The organism is Leucobacter sp. cx-42, assembly GCF_014529985.1.
In the GTDB taxonomy this organism is placed as follows: Bacteria; Actinomycetota; Actinomycetes; order Actinomycetales; family Microbacteriaceae; genus Leucobacter.
The window spans coordinates 46,211-63,329 of the sequence record NZ_JACVMU010000003.1 but is presented as its reverse complement, the minus strand read 5'-3'; the positions used below and the strand labels follow the sequence as shown (position 1 = coordinate 63,329).

General features: G+C 63.0%; 15 protein-coding genes. 11 read left to right on the top strand and 4 right to left on the bottom strand.

Annotated features, from left to right (window positions below; translation table 11 throughout):
* Nucleotides 1-399 precede the first annotated feature (399 nt).
* Nucleotides 400-849, top strand: coding sequence for a MarR family transcriptional regulator (locus ICM05_RS03710; RefSeq protein ID WP_188023243.1), 450 nt, complete (start codon nucleotides 400-402; stop codon nucleotides 847-849).
* Here the strand turns inward: ICM05_RS03710 and ICM05_RS03705 are convergent, their stop codons facing one another.
* The 4 genes from ICM05_RS03705 to ICM05_RS03690 are packed head-to-tail and all read right to left on the bottom strand — an operon-like array spanning nucleotide 850 to nucleotide 4,327.
* A complete protein-coding gene (locus tag ICM05_RS03705; protein WP_188023242.1) occupies nucleotides 850-1,302 on the bottom strand; it encodes an aminoacyl-tRNA deacylase in 453 nt (150 codons plus the stop codon).
* The gene (locus tag ICM05_RS03700; RefSeq protein ID WP_188023241.1) at nucleotides 1,299-2,378 is read right to left on the bottom strand and encodes an AI-2E family transporter; all 1,080 of its coding nucleotides are present in this window, start codon (nucleotides 2,376-2,378) and stop codon (nucleotides 1,299-1,301) included. The genes ICM05_RS03705 and ICM05_RS03700 overlap by 4 nt, the downstream gene beginning before the upstream one ends.
* 10 nt (nucleotides 2,379-2,388) lie before the next feature.
* On the bottom strand, nucleotides 2,389-3,861 hold the full coding sequence (locus ICM05_RS03695) for an NAD(P)/FAD-dependent oxidoreductase (protein ID WP_188023240.1): 1,473 nt from the start codon (nucleotides 3,859-3,861) through the stop codon (nucleotides 2,389-2,391).
* A gap of 4 nt (nucleotides 3,862-3,865) precedes the next feature.
* Nucleotides 3,866-4,327: a tRNA (cytidine(34)-2'-O)-methyltransferase gene (locus tag ICM05_RS03690; RefSeq protein WP_188023239.1), complete on the bottom strand. Its 462-nt coding sequence runs from the start codon at nucleotides 4,325-4,327 to the stop codon at nucleotides 3,866-3,868.
* A 264-nt stretch (nucleotides 4,328-4,591) separates the two neighbouring features.
* On the opposite strand from ICM05_RS03690, the gene ICM05_RS03685 reads away from it, so the two are divergent.
* The 10 genes from ICM05_RS03685 to ICM05_RS03640 all read left to right on the top strand — a co-directional run bounded on the left by ICM05_RS03685 (nucleotide 4,592) and on the right by ICM05_RS03640 (nucleotide 17,107).
* Entirely contained in the window at nucleotides 4,592-5,884 is a 1,293-nt protein-coding gene (locus tag ICM05_RS03685) for a PhoH family protein (RefSeq protein ID WP_251364502.1), read from the top strand.
* Between the two features lie 384 nt (nucleotides 5,885-6,268).
* Complete coding sequence (locus ICM05_RS03680; protein WP_188023237.1) at nucleotides 6,269-6,472, top strand: cold-shock protein; 204 nt, start codon at nucleotides 6,269-6,271, stop codon at nucleotides 6,470-6,472.
* Between the two features lie 326 nt (nucleotides 6,473-6,798).
* Nucleotides 6,799-7,404, top strand: a complete 606-nt coding sequence (locus ICM05_RS03675; protein ID WP_188023236.1) for a TetR/AcrR family transcriptional regulator — start codon at nucleotides 6,799-6,801, stop codon at nucleotides 7,402-7,404.
* Between the two features lie 56 nt (nucleotides 7,405-7,460).
* Nucleotides 7,461-8,975 carry an MFS transporter gene (locus ICM05_RS03670; protein ID WP_353055813.1) on the top strand — a complete coding sequence of 505 codons (1,515 nt, stop codon included), beginning with the start codon at nucleotides 7,461-7,463 and terminating at the stop codon, nucleotides 8,973-8,975.
* Between the two features lie 139 nt (nucleotides 8,976-9,114).
* A complete protein-coding gene (gene phnA, locus ICM05_RS03665; RefSeq protein WP_188023235.1) occupies nucleotides 9,115-10,464 on the top strand; it encodes a phosphonoacetate hydrolase in 1,350 nt (449 codons plus the stop codon).
* A 71-nt stretch (nucleotides 10,465-10,535) separates the two neighbouring features.
* Nucleotides 10,536-11,996 (top strand): MFS transporter, encoded by a 1,461-nt coding sequence (locus ICM05_RS03660; protein ID WP_188023234.1) that lies wholly within the window; start codon nucleotides 10,536-10,538, stop codon nucleotides 11,994-11,996.
* Nucleotides 11,997-12,001: 5 nt separating this feature from the next.
* On the top strand, nucleotides 12,002-13,516 hold the full coding sequence (locus ICM05_RS03655; protein ID WP_188023233.1) for an aldehyde dehydrogenase: 1,515 nt from the start codon (nucleotides 12,002-12,004) through the stop codon (nucleotides 13,514-13,516).
* Between the two features lie 100 nt (nucleotides 13,517-13,616).
* Nucleotides 13,617-14,561: a LysR family transcriptional regulator gene (locus ICM05_RS03650; protein WP_188023232.1), complete on the top strand. Its 945-nt coding sequence runs from the start codon at nucleotides 13,617-13,619 to the stop codon at nucleotides 14,559-14,561.
* Nucleotides 14,562-14,607: 46 nt separating this feature from the next.
* Nucleotides 14,608-15,723 (top strand): TIGR03364 family FAD-dependent oxidoreductase, encoded by a 1,116-nt coding sequence (locus ICM05_RS03645; RefSeq protein WP_188023231.1) that lies wholly within the window; start codon nucleotides 14,608-14,610, stop codon nucleotides 15,721-15,723.
* A gap of 268 nt (nucleotides 15,724-15,991) precedes the next feature.
* Nucleotides 15,992-17,107, top strand: a complete 1,116-nt coding sequence (locus ICM05_RS03640; protein WP_188023230.1) for a TIGR03364 family FAD-dependent oxidoreductase — start codon at nucleotides 15,992-15,994, stop codon at nucleotides 17,105-17,107.
* Nucleotides 17,108-17,119 lie beyond the last annotated feature (12 nt).

Sequence of the window (17,119 nt, the reverse complement as noted above, 5' to 3'; positions counted from 1 at the left end):
TGGGGGTGTAATTGCACTGTATGCCCACTGGGAATTCCCTGCAAGCAATTCTGTGGTTACCTCACAGGAGATACCTAGACTGTTGCTTCTTCGCTGTGATCTTGCGGAGGTGGGCAACGGAAATGAGTTGGCTTGCCCGGACCGCCGCGATCGAAGTGATGCTGATCCATGGGGGATTTGCAGATTGGGCAGGCGGGGTTTGCGGGGCGCACATACGCTGGCTCGCCACGCTTGCCCAGCTGCGATGGGCCGGAGAACTGATAGATCAGTCGTCGGAGGAAGGGCGCCAAGCCAGGATCGCCGTCCCACGGTGTTTCATGCCAGAGTCTTCTTCTTCGTTCGCGCACAAACGAAATCATAGCATGTTCGTTTGTGCGCGAACGAGGGTAGTATTGCGGGGTGGAACTCAGCCCAGACGATGCACTCGAACTCGACCGCCAAGTGTGCTTTGCACTTTCCGTAGCGAGCCGCAGCGTCATTGGAATTTACCGGCCGATTCTCGAGCCGCTCGGGCTGACGCACCCGCAGTACCTGGTGATGCTTGCGCTCTGGGGTGATGCGCCCCTGCGCTTCCGCGAGGTCGTGGAAATGCTGCACCTTGACCCCGCAACACTTTCGCCGCTCATTAAGCGGCTCGAACAGTCGGGGCTGATTGAGCGCGTGCCAGTCGACGGTGACGAGCGCACCTTTGCGCTTGTGCCGACTGCCGCTGGCATGGCATTGCGAGAGAAAGCGCTCGCGGTGCCGCCGGCCGTAGTCGACCGATTGGGATTGCCGGTCGAGCAGCTGATGGCGCTCCGTGATGAGCTTTCGGTGTTGATTGATTCAGTCCACCGCAAGGATGACTGATTACTCGGTGATGGGATCCGCCAAATCGACGAACTCAGCGTCGTAGGCGGCTGCGAACTCATCAACGCTCACGCGCGCTGCCGTCTGCGGCTGGCCTGCGCCGAGCATGATCTGTGTACCTGCAAGGCGCACATCGATGTACACCGGCCAGGGGGTCTTCGCGCCGAGCGGGCTGATGGTGCCCGGGTGGTAGCCGGTTGCCTCGAAAGCGACCTCGGCATCTGGCAGTGAGACGCGGTTCGCGCCGAGGTGCTTGCGCAGGCGCGGCCAGCTGAACCGTGACGCGAGTGGCGCGATGACGAACGCAAAGGTGTCGCCCTGCTTTACGACCACGCTCTTAGCGACGGGGGTGCCGTCGAAGTCCGCGAGGGTGGGGCGGCCGGTGGTTTCCCGCGTAAGAAACTCAACCGTGAGCCCGCGGGCATCGGCGTCTTGCTGGGCGCGCTCGGTCATGCTGACTCCAATGCTGGGGTGTGCTGTGTGTCCTTCGCGCGGTGTTCGCGCACGACATTGTATGAACGCTGCAGTGCCGACATGACCGGCGGGCCGAGCACCATGCCGAGTGCGCCAGCGATGACACCGCCGGCCATGGTCGCTACGAGCACAGTGACAGGGTGGATCTTGAGCGACGAGCCGAGTGCCCAAGCGCTCACCACGTTCTGGATCGGGCCGTTCGAAATGAGGAGACCCAGGCCGACGATGAGCGCGGCCGAGGGGCCGCCGTAGCCGAACGCGATGAGGATCGCGAAGACACCAGTGAGCCAGGCGCCGAGGAACGGAATAAACGACAGCACGAAGTACAGAATGATCATCGGGATCACGAGCGGGATGCCGAGAATCAACAGGGGAATGACAAAAATTGGACCGGTGATGAGTGCGGTGACTGCGGTGCCGCTGAAGTAGCCGCGCAGCGACTGCTGCACCTGCGTGTCGATCTCGGTGAAGAGTGCCTGATCTTGGCCAGTCACCCGTGCGAGCCACGCTGGGAACATGCGGCCGTCACGCAGGACGAAGAACAGGAAGTAGATCGCGAAGAAGACGCCAAGGGCCAGGGTGATGGTCCCGTAGACCGCACTCGTCACGAGGCCAAGCGCGCCTCCGCTCAGCTTCCCGATGAGGTTGTCACCTGCGGCACGGAGCTGGTCGAGCCAGCTCGAATCAAGGTCAAGGGTCTGCATCCAACTGGTGAACTGCACCCAGCCGCGAGCGAGCTGATGCGAGATTTCCGGAATCTGGTGCACAAACCCGCGCACGAGAATGATGGTGAGGATGGTCGTGACCGCGCACGCGAGCAAGAGCACGATCGTCGCCGCGAGCGTGCGAGGAATGCGGTACTTCGTCAGCCAGGTCACGATCGGCTCAAGCACGGTGCCGAGGATGACCGCGATCACGAGCGGAACCACAATGTTGCTCAACGCCGTGAGGCCGGCGGCGATCACCAGGACCAGCAGGATGATGCCAATCGCGGACCAGCTGCCCATGCCCAACCTGCGGAGCTTGCCGTACCCGGATCCTGGAGTTTCACTCATAGAGAGGAGCTTACTGTGGCCCTGCTGCGAGGCCGAGGTCAGGTGCGGGTAAGCCGTAGTCATCGCGCAGGGAACGCAGCGCCGCGTACCAGCCGGACAGGCCGTGCGCCCCAGGCCCAGGAGGCGTTGCCGAGGAGCACAGATACACGCCCTTTGCGGGAGTCTTCCACGGCGCCGCAGCAAGCGTCGGACGGGCGAGGAGCTGGGGGAGCGACACCGCGCCAGCGCTGAAATCGCCGCCAACGTAGTTGCGGTTGTAGCCCGCGAGATCCGCTGCTGTGGTCACGTGCACCGACCGAATGCGGTCCCGTACGCCAGGCGCGTACCGCTCGATCTGCGCGATGACCCGCTCTGACACATCGATACTGGAATTGGCAGGAACGTGGGTGTAGCTCCAGACCGCATTTGCGTCGGCAGGATTTCGGCGCGGATCAAACGCAGTCGGCTGCGCGAGCAGCACGTACGGGCGATCTGGATGCTGACCGCGGGACACCGCGAGCTCTGCGCGGGCGGCCTCGGCGCGCGATCCGCCAAGGTGCACGGTCGGCGCGAGTGAGACACGTTCGTCAGCCCACGGAATCGGGCCGTCGAGCACCATATCGACCTTGGTGGCCGCGTCGCCAAACTTGAAGCGGCGCAGCGCGCGCAGGTAGCGAGCGGGGAGTCGTCGCCCGGCGATTTCCGCGAGGCCGCGCGCAGACGTGTCGAAGAACACGGTATCGAAGCTATCAAGCTCGCCAATGTCGCTCACTGCGTGATTGGTGCGGATCGTGCCCCCGTGCGCAACGAGGTCGGCCGCGAGGGCGTCGGTGATGGCGCGGGAGCCGCCAACCGGGACTGGCCAGCCGTCCGCATGGCCGAGCGCACCGAGCATGACGCCGACCGCTGAGGTTGCGAGGTTCGGCATTTTGCCAATGCTGTGTGCGGCGACGCCGGAGATGAGGGCCGGCGCAGCAGGCTCGGTGAAGCGCTGGTTCCAGAGTGGCGTGCCCTGCTCGAAGGTGCGCAGGCCGGTTGCCGCTGCCGCGAGGAGGTCGCGAGGCATGCGCAGCATGCTGCCGCCGAACGCGAAGTCGATCGCGCCGTCGAGACGGTTGAGCAGCGGGGCGTAAAAATCTGCGTATCGCTTGCCATCGCGGCCGAGCTCGTCTGCGGTGCGAGCGAGATCTCGGTATGCGATCGCCGCGCGATTGTCAGGGCTTCCGCCTGCTGCGTCGAGGGGGTTCGCGTACGACGCTTCGGGCGTCACGAACTCCATGCGCTTCTCGAGCTCGAAGGCCTTGAAAAAGCCAGTGGCCACCGCTGTGGGGTGAATCGCGGAGCACATGTCATGCAGCACACCTGGTTCGACGATCTCAAACGTGCGTGTGCCGCCGCCGATGGTTTCTGCTGCCTCGTAGACCGTGACCGAGACGCCTGCGCGGGCGAGGGTGACGGCTGCGGCAAGGCCATTGGGGCCTGCGCCGACGACGGCTGCGGTCATGCGCTTACTTCGCGCCGGGGAAGCCCTGCTGGCGCCACGCCTCGTACGCTGCGATTGCTGCGCAGTTGGCGAGGTTCATTGACCGCCTGCCTTCAAGCATGGGAATGCGAAGGTGGGCGGTCACTGCCGGGTGCTCAAGCACCTCGACGGGCAGGCCGGTGGGCTCTGGGCCGAACATGAGAATGTCGGTCGGTTCGTACTGCACGTCGGTGTACCGCGTGGTGGTGTGCGCGGTGAACGCGAACAGGCGCGCGGGGAGCAGCACCTCGAGGGCGTCCTCAAGGGTCTCGTGCACGGTGACATTTGCGAGGTCGTGGTAGTCGAGACCTGCGCGGCGAAGCTTCGCGTCTTCGAAGTCGAACAACGGCTTCACGATGTGGAGTTCGTCGCCGGTGCCGGCGGCCAATCGGATGGTGCTTCCGGTATTCCCGGCGATACGTGGTTCGAAGAACAAAATGCGGCTCACCCGTAAAAGGGTACCCGGTCGCGCTGGGTATGCGGGCGTCGAGACTTCACCATTCGTTCATCTGGCAGTGGTGTTGCGGGCTGCTTTCGGCTCGTACCGTTGGCGGTATCGGGCAACGTGCCTGGTCGGGGCGGTGAACTTTCACCGCAGTGAGAAAGGGATAGCCGCCCTGCGAGAAGTAACCGTCTCGAAGGAGTCCCCGTGACTGATTTCCCACGCACCCACCGCACCGCTCATTTCGCTGGCACCGTTTCGCATGAGGCCCTGCCGCAGGTTGAGCGCACCTACGTGCTTGATACGTCGGTGCTGCTGAGTGATCCGCGCGCCATGTTCAGGTTTGCCGAACACGCCGTAGTGATTCCGGTCGTGGTGATTTCTGAGTTGGAGAAGAAACGGCACGATCCCGAGCTCGGGTACTTCGCGCGCACCGCATTGCGGCTGTTGGACGGGTTGCGCGCCCAGCACGTGCGCTTGGATTTTCCGGTGCCGGTGGGGGAGCAGGGCGGCACGGTCTATGTTGAGCTGAATCATTCGAACGAGACCGCGCTGCCGAGTGGCATGCGCCTGGGGGATAACGATTCGCGGATCCTCGCGGTCGCCCTCAATCTTGCGAGCGAAATGCCGAACGTGACGGTCGTCTCCAAGGATCTTCCGATGCGCGTCAAAGCGGCCGCCCTCGGACTTGGCGCAGAGGAATACCGCGCGGAGCTCGCCACGGACGATTCCTACACCGGCGTCGTCAGCATCGAAGTTGGTGAGCAGCCGCTCGCCGATCTGTGGGCTGAAGGCCAGCTCGATGGGCTGACTGAGATCGCAGACGTGCCACTCGGCACCGGTGTCATTGTGTCGTCAGGGGGCGGATCGGCGCTCGCGCGCACGACCGGTCCCGAGTCTTTGCGCCTCGTGCGGGACGATCGCGAGGTGTTCGGGGTGACCGGGCGCAGCGCTGAACAGCGGCTTGCGATTGACTTGCTGCTCGATTCGTCGGTTGGGATCGTCTCGCTCGGCGGCAGCGCCGGCACGGGAAAGTCGGCGCTCGCGCTCGCGGCGGGGCTTGAAGCCGTGCTCGAACGACAGGAACATCGCAAGATCATGGTCTTCCGGCCGCTGTATGCGGTGGGTGGGCAGGAGCTTGGGTACCTGCCGGGTGATCAACACGAAAAGATGGGCCCGTGGGCTGAAGCTGTATTCGACACGCTTGGAGCGATCGTTTCGCCAAATGTTCTCGCAGAGGTTGAAGCGCGCGGTCTCATCGAGGTGCTGCCGCTCACGCACATCCGTGGGCGATCGCTGCACGATGCTTTCGTGATCGTCGATGAGGCACAGTCGCTCGAGCGGAACGTGCTGTTCACGATGCTGAGCCGAATTGGCCTCGGGTCACGAGTGGTTCTGACGCACGATGTTGCGCAGCGTGACAATCTCCGGGTTGGTCGGCATGACGGCGTTGCTGCGGTGATTGAACAGCTCAAGGGGCACCGTCTGTTCGGCCATGTGACGCTGACTCGCAGCGAGCGAAGCGAGATCGCGGCGCTCGTCACGGGCATCCTGGATCGGTAGATGATGGCGTCGTTTCTCTGCAAAGTCGGCTCTGTATCGCCCGCCACACAAAAAATTCAGTGCGTTGTCGGGTTAACCCATGTACTGTTGAATACAGCGTTCGGCTCTGATGTCATGCGCGTGAGAACGTGGTCATAGATGCCCGCGCACTCTTTTGTTTCATTGGTCGCTCAGCGGCCCAACTTGATCGGCTTTAGTTCTTTTTGCAGTACCTCGCCAGGCTTACAGCCTCAGCTTCTTTCGCATCACGGGTGATCTAACAATGCAGTTGGTTCTCCCCTTGAATGCGTCATCGCTGCGTCGAGCTGCGCCCACAATCTCCGGGGCGACGCCGTCGCTGCGGTACCCCCGGTCGTAACTCGACCCATGAATGAAGGAAATAACATGGCTACTGGCACCGTAAAGTGGTTCAACTCGGAAAAGGGCTTCGGCTTCATTGCTCCCGACGACGGATCGCGTGACGTTTTCGCTCACTACAGTGCAATCATCGGCTTCGGCCACCGTAACCTCGAAGAGAACCAGAAGGTTGAATTCGAGATCGAAGAGGGCCCCAAGGGTCCCCAGGCGGCATCGATCCGCCCTCTCTAAGTCTTACTTGGATGGGTGGGTGACCCTCGGGTTACCCACCACCCCTGTGAAAAGGGCCCGTTCTTTCGGACGGGCCCTTTTTCGTGTCCCAAAACACGCCCCAGTCCTCAGCTCTCAAGCTCTTCCACACCCCCGACCCGACTCCAGCCCGCTCAGCCCCAACGTCGCGAAACAGGCCCGTTCTCCCGAAACAAGCCCTTTCGTGCGCATGTAACGCCTCATCTTGTTGGAAACCCCCCTTTTCGCAGGCGTGGGCTTGGGGGAGGAACGCCGTTTATGGTACAAATGTAACGGTACATTTGTAACGTAAGCCAGGGGGAGTGGTCATGACCGAGACAAAGCCGCGCAAACGCGATCCCGAAGCGCGCCGTCAGGCCATTCTGCGCGCGGCAGCCGACATGACCATCGAGAGCGGTTCTGCCTCGCTGACGCACCGCGCAGTAGCCGCGCGCGCTGACGAGTCCCTTGGCTCGATGACCAGACTGTTTGCGTCGATCGAAGATCTTCGCGAGGCAGCACTCCAGTGCATCGCCGATGACCTCAATGATGAGCTCACCGGCATCGAGCGCACGATCGCGGAAGCCCCCGACTTCGTTGCGGGGTGCACACAGATCATGCTCGACTTCCTCTCTGACCAGCAGGTGGTCCGTTCGAGCCTTGCGCTCGTGACCACGTCGACTACCGACCCGAAGACCTGCGAACTCGAGCTTGCCTGGTCGGCACGCTTCAACGCGATCCTCTGCGAGTACGTGAGTACCCCGGCCGCACGAGCGCTCGAGCAGTACTTCAACGGGCTCGTTGTCCACGTCGCCTTGCACGACGAATTCCCGGACACGGCAGCGATGGGTGTGGTGATCCGCGCCCTCGGCGCAATCTCCGACACCGAGCTGGCTGATACCGAGCCGGCTGTGACCGAACCAGTTGGCTCCTAGCCAACACACACTGCACGAAGAACACCTCACGAACAACACCTCAAAAGGAACCCAAAGTGACTCAGCTTTCGCGCGCACGTCGGTGGGGCGCGCTCGTCGTCCTCAGCGCGAGCCTCTTCGTCGTCATCATGGACATGACGATCCTGAACATTGCGATGCCCGAACTGGCAGGCGAGCTCCATCCGACTGCGACGCAGCAGCTCTGGATCATTGACATCTACTCGCTCGTTCTTGCCGGACTGCTCGTGTCGATGGCGGCGATCGGCGACCGTTGGGGTCGAAAGCGCATGCTCATGCTGGGCTACGCGATTTTCGCGGTGGCGTCAGTACTTGTGCTTTTCGCCGATACGGCGAACCATGTGATCGCGATCCGCGCCCTGCTTGGCGTTGGTGGCGCGATGATTATGCCGACCACGCTCTCGCTCATCCGCGTGATCTTCACTGACGCAAAGGAGCGAGCGACCGCGCTCAGCGTGTGGGCCGCGGTGTCGGGTCTTGGTGGCGCGATTGGTCCGCTCGTTGGTGGCCTGCTGCTGGAGCACTTCTCGTGGCACGCTGCGTTCCTCGTGAACGCGCCGCTCATGGTGATCGCGGTGGTTGCTGGCATCATTCTGCTGCCAGAGTCGAAGGTGTCGAACCCCGGCCGCTGGGATGCGTTCGCGGCAGTCCTCTCGTTCGTCGGTATGGTGCTGCTGGTCTGGAGCATCAAGGACTTCACCGCGCAGGCAAGCTTCGCCGTGCCGCTCGCGTGGGTAGCGCTGCTCGGTGCCGCAGTGGCACTCTTCTGGTTCGCCCGCCGCAGTATGAAGAGCGACGCGCCACTGCTCGACCTTCGCTTGTTTGAGAGTCGCACCTTCACGGCAGGCATCATCGCGGCGTTCGGCTCGACCTTCGCAATGGGCGCATCCTCGCTGCTCATTGCGCAGTGGATGCAGCTTGTCGACGGCGCAAGCCCGATCGAGGCAGGACTGCGTATGATCCCGGGTGCGATCACCGCAGCGCTCGCCTCACTCGCGGCACCGCCGCTCGCGCGCCTGATCGGTACCAGGTCTGTGCTCGCTGGCGGGCTCGGCTTTGCGGCGCTGGGTATGTTCATGCTGGCGATCCGCCCCGATAATCTCACCCTCACGATGGTGATGGCGTGCATCGCACTCGTCGGCGTTGGTATGGGCGCGCTCTCGATTGCCTCGGTACTGATCATGAGCGGATCGCCAGAAGACAAAGCCGGCAACGCTGGCGCGCTGGAAGAAACGTCCTACGAGCTTGGTGCGACCCTCGGTATCGCGATCCTTGGCAGTATCTCTGCGCTGCTCTACCGCGCGACCATGATCGGCAATGGTGCGATTACGGGCGTCCCCGCAGAACTCGCGGTGGAGGCCGAGAACTCGCTCGGTGCGGCCGTGGCGATCGCTGAGGAGATCGGTAACCCAGGACTCGCGGAACACGCAGCTGAGGCATTCGTTGATTCGCTCCAGCTCGCGGGTCTCGTTGGCGGCGTGCTCATGACTGTTGTCGCGGTTACCGTGTTTATTCTCACGCCGAAGGGTACCGAAGCCGTCGGCTCACATTGAGGCTATGAGTGGCCATAAGCGGGGTGCATAGCGCCAGGCTATAGGGCTATATCGAAAGCTGCTCTTCTCCTCGATGTACCGAGGCGGGCAAGGTGGATGCAATCCAACCGAACCCACCTTGGACATCGAGGAGCAGGACATGGCACAGACAACCACCTTCAGCGTGAACGGCCGTGAATTCGTTCACGACGGTACCCCGGTCGTAGTGATTTGTATCGACGGCAGTGAACCGGCTTACCACGAGGAAGCCATCGCCGCCGGCCGCATGCCCTGGCTGAAGAACCTGCTCGAAAGCGGTCACGGCGAATCGTGGAAGGCGCACTGCGCGATCCCCACCCTCACCAACCCGAACAACATGTCGATCGCGACCGGTCACCCGCCCGCGGTTCACGGCATTTGCGGTAACTACATCCTCGATCCCGCAACGGGCGAGGAAGTGCTCATGAACGATCCCAAGTTCCTCCGCGCGCCGACCGTCTTCGCTGCAGCTGCAGATGCTGGCCTTTCAGTCGCGATCGTCACGGCAAAGGACAAGCTCCGTCGCCTCCTCGCAAGTGGCGTTACCCAGGAGGGGCTCGACCCCCACGGCAGTGGCGAATATGTCCAGCCGAAGAACCGCGGTATCTGCTTCTCAGCTGAGAAGGCCGACACCGTCACCGTTGAGGACAACGGCATTGCCGACGCGATGAGCCTTACCGGCATGCCCCTTCCGAGCGTCTACTCTGCAGAGCTCAGCGAATTCGCGCTCGCCGCAGGTGTCGAGCTGCTGCGCACCCAGGCTCCCGACGTCATGTACCTCACGCTGACTGACTACATTCAGCACAAGAACGCCCCTGGCACCGAGGTCGCAAACGATTTCTACGCCATGGTCGATACGTACGCTTCGCAGCTCGATGAGCTCGGCGCAGTCGTCGCGATCACCGCTGATCACGGCATGTCGGCGAAGCACCACTCCGACGGCACCCCACGCGTGGTGTACCTCGAGAGCGAGGTCGATCGCATCCTCGGTATCGCGAAGGGCGAGCCTGGCTCGCGCGTCATCCTGCCGATCACTGATCCCTACACCGTGCACCACGGTGCGTTGGGCGCGTTCGCAAACGTCTACCTGCCCAAGGGCGCGGATCGGCAGAAGGTCCTTGACGGCCTCGTCGGAATCCCTGGCCTCTCGCAGATCCTGCCTTCTGAAATCGCGGCTGAGGTCTATGACATGCCGCTCGACCGAATGGGCGACCTCACGGTGCTCTCGGACAAGAACGCAGCGATCGGTCGCTACCCAGAGTGGCACGATCTCACGAACCTCGAAGTGCCCCTCCGGTCACACGGTGGGCTGGGGGAACACCGAATTCCATTCCTGATCAACCGCCCGGTTGCGGCTCCCACCGAGACGGCAACCGAAGGTCCCGACGGCGACAAGGCTGTACTCCACAACTATGACGCCTACTGGGTCGTGACCTCGCACGTGGCAGTAGCTGCGGGCGCCACCGTGTGACCCAAGGATGATCGTGGGAGCCGGTGAGCCGGCCCCCACGATTGCACGGAACGATGCAAAGGAGCATCTGCATGTGTAACACCGTAGAACCGGATCTTGATGAGAAGCAGGCAACTACCAGCAACGATGCTGCGCCTCAGCCCACCACCGAGGTCAAGAACGACCGCCCGACCGCGGCAAACCCCTGGTCTGGCGTTATTACCTTTTCTGGTGCTCAGCGCACCAAGCGCCAGGTGCTTCGCACCTGGCAGACGCGTATCTTCTTGCTGTCTTGGCTCGGATACGCCGCCTATTACTTCCCCCGCAACGCGTTCTCGGCCGCGAAGGTGGGCATCCTCGAAGAGGGAGTGCTGTCGAGAGAGTCGCTCGGCATTCTCGACTCGGCGTATCTTGCAGCGTACGCGGTAGGCCAGTTCGTTTGGGGAGCATTGGCTGAGCGCTTCGGAACGCGCGTCGTTGTGATTGGCGGCATGGTCCTCTCGGCAATCGCGGCGCTTTTCATGGGGCTCATTCCGGCCCTGTGGCTGTTTATGCCGCTCATGATCGTGCAGGGTCTTGGCCAGTCAACCGGCTGGGCAGCCTTCAGCAAGAACATCGCATCGTTCTTTACGACCAAGGTGCGTGGCCGCGCGATGGGCTTCTTCTCGACAAGCTACGCGTTCGGTGGACTCATCGCGGTTCCCGTCATGGGCTGGGTCGCGTACTCGGTGTATGACTCGTGGCGCTGGGCATTCTTCACCGGCGCAGCGGTCATTATTGTGGCGCTCATTGTGTTCATGATGCTGCAGCGCAACAATCCGCAGGAGGTTGGCCTCCCCGGCATCGACGAGGATCTCTCACGGCTCGAGGAACCCTACGAAGGTGCGCCCGCACGTCGCCGTCGTGATGACCGCTCACCCGTACCCGTGGTGAAGCCAGCGAACAAGTTCAAGCTCAGCGATCTCCTCGCGGCCGTTCGCAACGACTCCATGGTGTTGCGCCTCGGCATCGTCTACTTCATGCTCAAGCCGGCTCGCTACGCGGTCCTGCTCTGGGGTCCGGTGCTCGTGATCGATGCCATCCCGACCCTCGACGCGGTGACTGCCGTCATGGTCCCGATCACATTCGGCCTTGCCGGTGTTGTTGCGCCGATTGTTGCCGGCTGGTCTTCTGACACGATCTTCGGGTCGCGTCGCGTGCCACCAACAGTTATCGCGCTCGTCGGGCTCGTGATCACGCTCGTGCTCTGGCAGCCCGCGGCACAGACCGGCCAGGTCTGGCTTGTCGCGGTCATGCTCGGCCTCGTCGGACTTACCGCATACAGCGCTGACGCCATGATCTCTGGCGTCGCCGCAGTCGACTTCGGTACGAGCAAGCACGCGGCGGGTGCCGCTGGCTTCATCAACGGCTGCGGCTCGGTCGGAGCAATCCTCGGCGGCCTGCTGCCCGGGTTCTTCGACACCGTCACCGTCTTCTACGTATTCGCTGCCACCGCGGCGATCGCAGTCATCATCCTCATCCCGTCTTGGAACAAACGACCCGCATCGGAGTGATCATCATGCACAACCTTCTCGATATTCAGATCAACGTTGATCGAACTGACGCCGCGTACGTGCCAGAGAAGTTCCAGAAGAACTACATCGACGGCGCATGGCGTGCGGCCTCCGACGGTGGCACCTTCGTGAACCTCAACCCGGCCGACACGAGCGACATCATCGGCAACTTTGCCGAGTCGACCGCAAACGACGCGTTCGCCGCAATCGATGCTGCAAAGCGTGCGGCGCGCGGTTGGGAGAAGCTAGGCTCGATCGCTCGCGGCGAGATTCTCTTCGCGGCGGCCGGCGTCATGGAACGGCGGATCGACGAGCTCGCGGCCGCAGTGACCCGCGAGCAGGGCAAGACCTTCGCTGAGGCGAAGGCCGAGGCAAAGCGCGGCATCGACATCCTGCGATACACCGCGGGTGAGGGCCGTCGCATCTCCGGTTCTACATTGCCGGCGGATCAGGGCCGTACCATGGCGCTCACCTGGCGCAAGCCTGTCGGTGTCGTCGCGCTCATCACCCCGTGGAACTTCCCGCTCGCCATCCCGATCTGGAAGATGGCGCCCGCGCTCCTCTCGGGCTGCACCTCGATCATTAAGCCCTCGCCGCTTGCTCCGCTCACCACCGCGCTCCTCGTCGACATCTTCAACGAGGCAGGCGTTCCAGGCGGCGTATTGAACCTACTGCAGGGCGACCGTATCGCTGGTGAGACGCTCACGAACCATCCCGATGTTCGAGGCATCTCGTTCACGGGTTCGCTCGGTGTTGGTCTCGCGATTCAGAAGGCGGCAGCGCCACGTCTCGCTCGCACCCAACTTGAGCTCGGTGGCAAGAACGCACTCATCGTGCTCGAGGACGCAAACCTTGATGACGCGGCCGACGCGGTCGTGCACGGCGCCTTCGGTCAGGCGGGGCAGCGCTGCTCTGCGACGAGCCGCGTGCTCGCGCATCGCTCGATCCGCGCCGAACTCGTACAGAAGCTGCGTGAACGGCTCTCACAGGTACACATCGGCAACCCTGCCGAGCCAGCAACCACGCTCGGCCCGGTCGTCGATGCGAATCGTCTCGAGGCGTGCGTTGCAGCGATCAAGCAGGCGAAAGCAGACGGCGCGACCATCGCGCTCGGTGGCGAGCGGTTGACCCACGGCGAGTATGCGAACGGTTACTTCATTGAGCCGACCGTAATTACCGATGTTGCTCCCGATTCGGAACTGGCGATGGAAGAGGTCTTCGGACCCGTCCTCTCGGTCATCGACGTCGACAGCTTCGACCACGCGATGCAGATCTCGAACTCGGTCAAGTACGGCATGTCTGGCACCATCTTCACGCAGAACCGGGCGCACATATTTGATGCCCTGGATCAGTTCGAAGCGGGCATGCTGCACGTGAACCGACCCGGGGTCGGAGCCTGGCCGCATATGCCCCACATGGGCGCTAAGCTCTCTCAGTACGGCCCTCCGGAGTGCTCGCCTGAGACGTGGGATTTCTACACGGAGTGGCGTTCGGCATGCGTCGCATTCCCGGACGCCTAGGGTGATCCAGAGGCGCTGTGCACCCCCATGCTCAGCGCCTCTGGCCTACTTCTCAGACCGTGTCACCGTCACCGACGACAGCGAACGATTGGTTAATGCCATGCATGTCAGCACCCAGAGTCTCCGTGTCTTCCTCAGCGTTGTTGAGGAGGGCAGCCTGTCGAAGGCTGCACGGGTGTTGTACATGAGCCAGCCGTCGGTCTCGGTGCACGTGCGTGATCTTGAGACCTCGCTCGGCGTGCACCTGCTCGATCGTTCGCCGATGGGTGTCACCCCGACGGCAGCCGGCACTGCCCTCGCAGAGCGGGCCCGAGAGGTGATGTCGATCATCGGTGGCCTCGAAGCGGAAGTGGCCGCTGCCGAAGGCATGAACGCCCACCGACTGGTAGTTGGTGCGACGGGAACGCTCGGTCAGGCATTGCTCCCGAACGTGCTCGCCGGCTTTGCTGACACGCATCCCGACCTCCGGGTGGAGCTGCGAGTTGGCAACGCGAAGCAGGTGGCGCAGTGGGTCATCGATCGCGAGGTCGCGATCGGCATCTGCGCAGGCAAGATCGACCAGCCGCAGCTGCGAAGCAAAGCGGTGCTCGATGAATCGCTCACCCTCGTAGCGCTGCCCTCGCACCCGCTCGTGCAGCAGCAATCACGTGGCGAAGCGGTACGACCTGAGCAGCTCGCGGGGGAGCGGTTCCTCATGCGTGAGCTGGGATCCGCCACCCGATCTGACCAAGATCTCGCGCTCGCAATGTGGGGCTGCTCCAAAGCAATGACGTGGACGGTCTCAGGCGCGGAATCCGCGCTGGAGTGCGTGCGCGCAGGGGTCGGCATCTCGCTCATTTCGGAGCACGTGGTCGCGCGTGAGCTGAACGAGGGTCGCCTCGCCGCCATTGAACTGGACCAGATGCCGCCGCGGCGTCCGGTCACCGTGATCTGGGTCGCAGGAACCACCCTTCGCCCGGTCGAAGAAGAACTCATTGAAACGCTCGACGGTCTCACCAGCTGGACGAGCATGTTCACACCGCCAGCCCTCGTGCCGGCACCCTAACGACCGCGCTCGGCAACGTCGCCGGACGCGTGGAAGGAAAGAACCTATGAACACTCGCACTGACCTCATCGTCGTCGGCGCCGGAATCGTCGGTCTCGCTCACGCGTACGAAGCGCAGCGCCGCGGGCTCACCGTCCGCGTCATCGAACGTGACTGGGCGCCAAACGGTGCGTCGATCCGCAACTTCGGCCACGCGTGCATCACGGCGCAGGCGGGCGATCTGCTGCCGATCGCGTATCGGTCGCGTGCCGGCTGGCTTGCGGCGTCGAAGGATGCTGGGTTCTGGGGACGTGAGGCCGGCGCACTGGTCGTCGCGCGCAGCGAGGTGGAGATGGCGGTGATTGAGCAGCTGCGTGCGGAGCGCGGCGAAACCGTCCAAGTGCAGACCGCGGCTCAGGTGCGTGAGCGTTTCGGAGCGGGGGCGGATCCGGACCCCACCATCATCGGTGGCGGCTTCATGCCCGATGACCTCCGTGTCGATCCGCGCACCGCTGCTCCCACGCTCGGCCGCTGGCTCGCGGAGCAGGAACGCGTCACGATCGAGTGGGGCACCGCGGTCGGCGGGTTCTCTGGCAACACCGTCTCGACGTCACGCGGTGACTTTGAAGCGGACAAGATCATCGTCTGCGTTGGCCACGACCTCGACTATCTCTTCCCCGATGTCGCCGCGAAGTACGAGGTCACTCGGTGTTCGCTGCAGATGGCACTCGCGCCGGCGCCGACTGGCTACGACCTCGAATCTGCGGTGCTTTCTGGTACCTCGATGAACCGGTACGACGCGTTCACCCTCATGCCCGGTCACGCGGCACTGCTCTCGGAACTGACGGCGAACACCCCCGACCTCATCGACATGGGCGCGAACGTCATGTTCACCCGGCGCCCCGATGGGACGGTGCTGCTGGGCGACAGCCACGTGTACTCGGACACCATGCCCCCATTCATGGAGGCAGAGATTACCGACCGCCTCGTGCGGGAGATCTCGACCATTATTGGTCGGCCCTTGCCAATCATCCAGAACTGGCAGGGCATTTACGCGTCGAGCCCGCAGACCTCGCTGCTGGACGAGCAGGTGACCTCGGTCATCCGCACGATCAGTGTCACGAGCGGCATCGGCATGACCCTGTCATTCGGCATCGCCGCCGAAACGCTCGATTCGCTGTAGGCCTGAACTTTCGTTGTAAGCCCGCGTCTTCGCTACCCGGAGTTCGCCTCTCAATCCCGCGAAATCGACAGTTTCTGCCGAGATCACCACTTTCTGCTGCAAGAAAGGCTTGATCTCGGCAGAAACTGTTGAACTCGTGGGGTTGACTGCTCATCACGGCCGCTGCCGCGACACCTGCAGCCCTGATCCACCCCACATCCAACACACGTGAATGACATCTCACTACCGCGTTTGGCAATGGCGCCAGACGCGTGGAAGGCAAGAGCACATGAACACTCGCACTGACCTCATCATCGTCGGGGCCGGCATCGTCGGTCTCGCGCACGCTTACGAAGCACAACGTCGCGGACTCACCGTCCGCGTCATCGAGCGTGACTGGGCGCCGAATGGCGCCTCCATTCGCAATTTCGGCCACGCGTGCATCACGACACAGACCGGTGACCTCCTCGACATGGCGTATCGGTCGCGCGAGGGCTGGCTTGCTGCGGCTCAGGATGCAGGCTCTTGGGCACGCGATGTCGGTGCGATGCTCGTCGCCCGCACCGAGGCCGAACTCACGGTGATCGAGCAGTTGCACGCTGAACGCGGCGACGCCTTGCAGGTGCTCTCCGCGCAGCAGGTGCGTGAGCGCTTCGGTACGGCGGTGGATCCCGATCCGCGCATCATCGGTGGTGGCTTCATGCGCGATGATTTGCGGGTGGATCCGCGTACCGCAGCGCCCACGCTCGGTCTTTGGCTCGAGAAACAAGAGCGGGTGACGATCAACTGGGGAACCTCGGTTGGTGGATTCTCTGGCAATACCGTGTCGACGTCGCGCGGTGACTTTGAGGCGGACAAGATTATTGTCTGTGTTGGGCATGACCTCGACTATCTGTTCCCGGAGCTCACCGAGAAATACGAGGTGAAGCGGTGCGCGCTACAGATGGCGATGGCGCCGGCTCCGCGCGGGTACGAGCTTGATCAGTCAGTCATGTCAGGCACGTCGATCAACCGGTACGAGGCGTTCACACTCATGCCCGGGCACGCGGCGCTGTTCGCTGAGTTGAATGACAATAATCCAGACCTCATGGAAATGGGCGCGAACGTCATGTTCACTCGCCGCCCCGACGGCACACTGCTGCTCGGTGACAGCCACTCGTACGAGCTGACGATGCCGCCGTTCCTCGAAGACCAGATCACTGACCGCCTCGTGAGTGAGATCTCGACCATCATTGGCCGACCCCTGGAAGTTACCCAGCGATGGCAGGGCGTCTACGCGTCGAGCAGCAAGACACCGCTGCTGATCGAAGATGTGACGCCCGCGGTGCGATGCTTGAGCGTTACCAGCGGCATTGGCATGACGCTGTGCTTTGGGCTCGCTGCGGCGACGCTTGATTCGTTGTAGGGCTGAACGACC

Coding starts and splice junctions, on each gene's coding strand:
- ICM05_RS03660 (WP_188023234.1), top strand. CDS start 10,536: ATGTGTAACACCGTAGAACCGGATCTTGATGAGAAGCAGGCAACTACC.
- ICM05_RS03640 (WP_188023230.1), top strand. CDS start 15,992: ATGAACACTCGCACTGACCTCATCATCGTCGGGGCCGGCATCGTCGGT.
- ICM05_RS03700 (WP_188023241.1), bottom strand. CDS start 2,378: ATGAGTGAAACTCCAGGATCCGGGTACGGCAAGCTCCGCAGGTTGGGC.
- phnA (WP_188023235.1), top strand. CDS start 9,115: ATGGCACAGACAACCACCTTCAGCGTGAACGGCCGTGAATTCGTTCAC.
- ICM05_RS03705 (WP_188023242.1), bottom strand. CDS start 1,302: ATGACCGAGCGCGCCCAGCAAGACGCCGATGCCCGCGGGCTCACGGTT.
- ICM05_RS03675 (WP_188023236.1), top strand. CDS start 6,799: ATGACCGAGACAAAGCCGCGCAAACGCGATCCCGAAGCGCGCCGTCAG.
- ICM05_RS03645 (WP_188023231.1), top strand. CDS start 14,608: ATGAACACTCGCACTGACCTCATCGTCGTCGGCGCCGGAATCGTCGGT.
- ICM05_RS03655 (WP_188023233.1), top strand. CDS start 12,002: ATGCACAACCTTCTCGATATTCAGATCAACGTTGATCGAACTGACGCC.
- ICM05_RS03650 (WP_188023232.1), top strand. CDS start 13,617: ATGCATGTCAGCACCCAGAGTCTCCGTGTCTTCCTCAGCGTTGTTGAG.
- ICM05_RS03695 (WP_188023240.1), bottom strand. CDS start 3,861: ATGACCGCAGCCGTCGTCGGCGCAGGCCCCAATGGCCTTGCCGCAGCC.
- ICM05_RS03680 (WP_188023237.1), top strand. CDS start 6,269: ATGGCTACTGGCACCGTAAAGTGGTTCAACTCGGAAAAGGGCTTCGGC.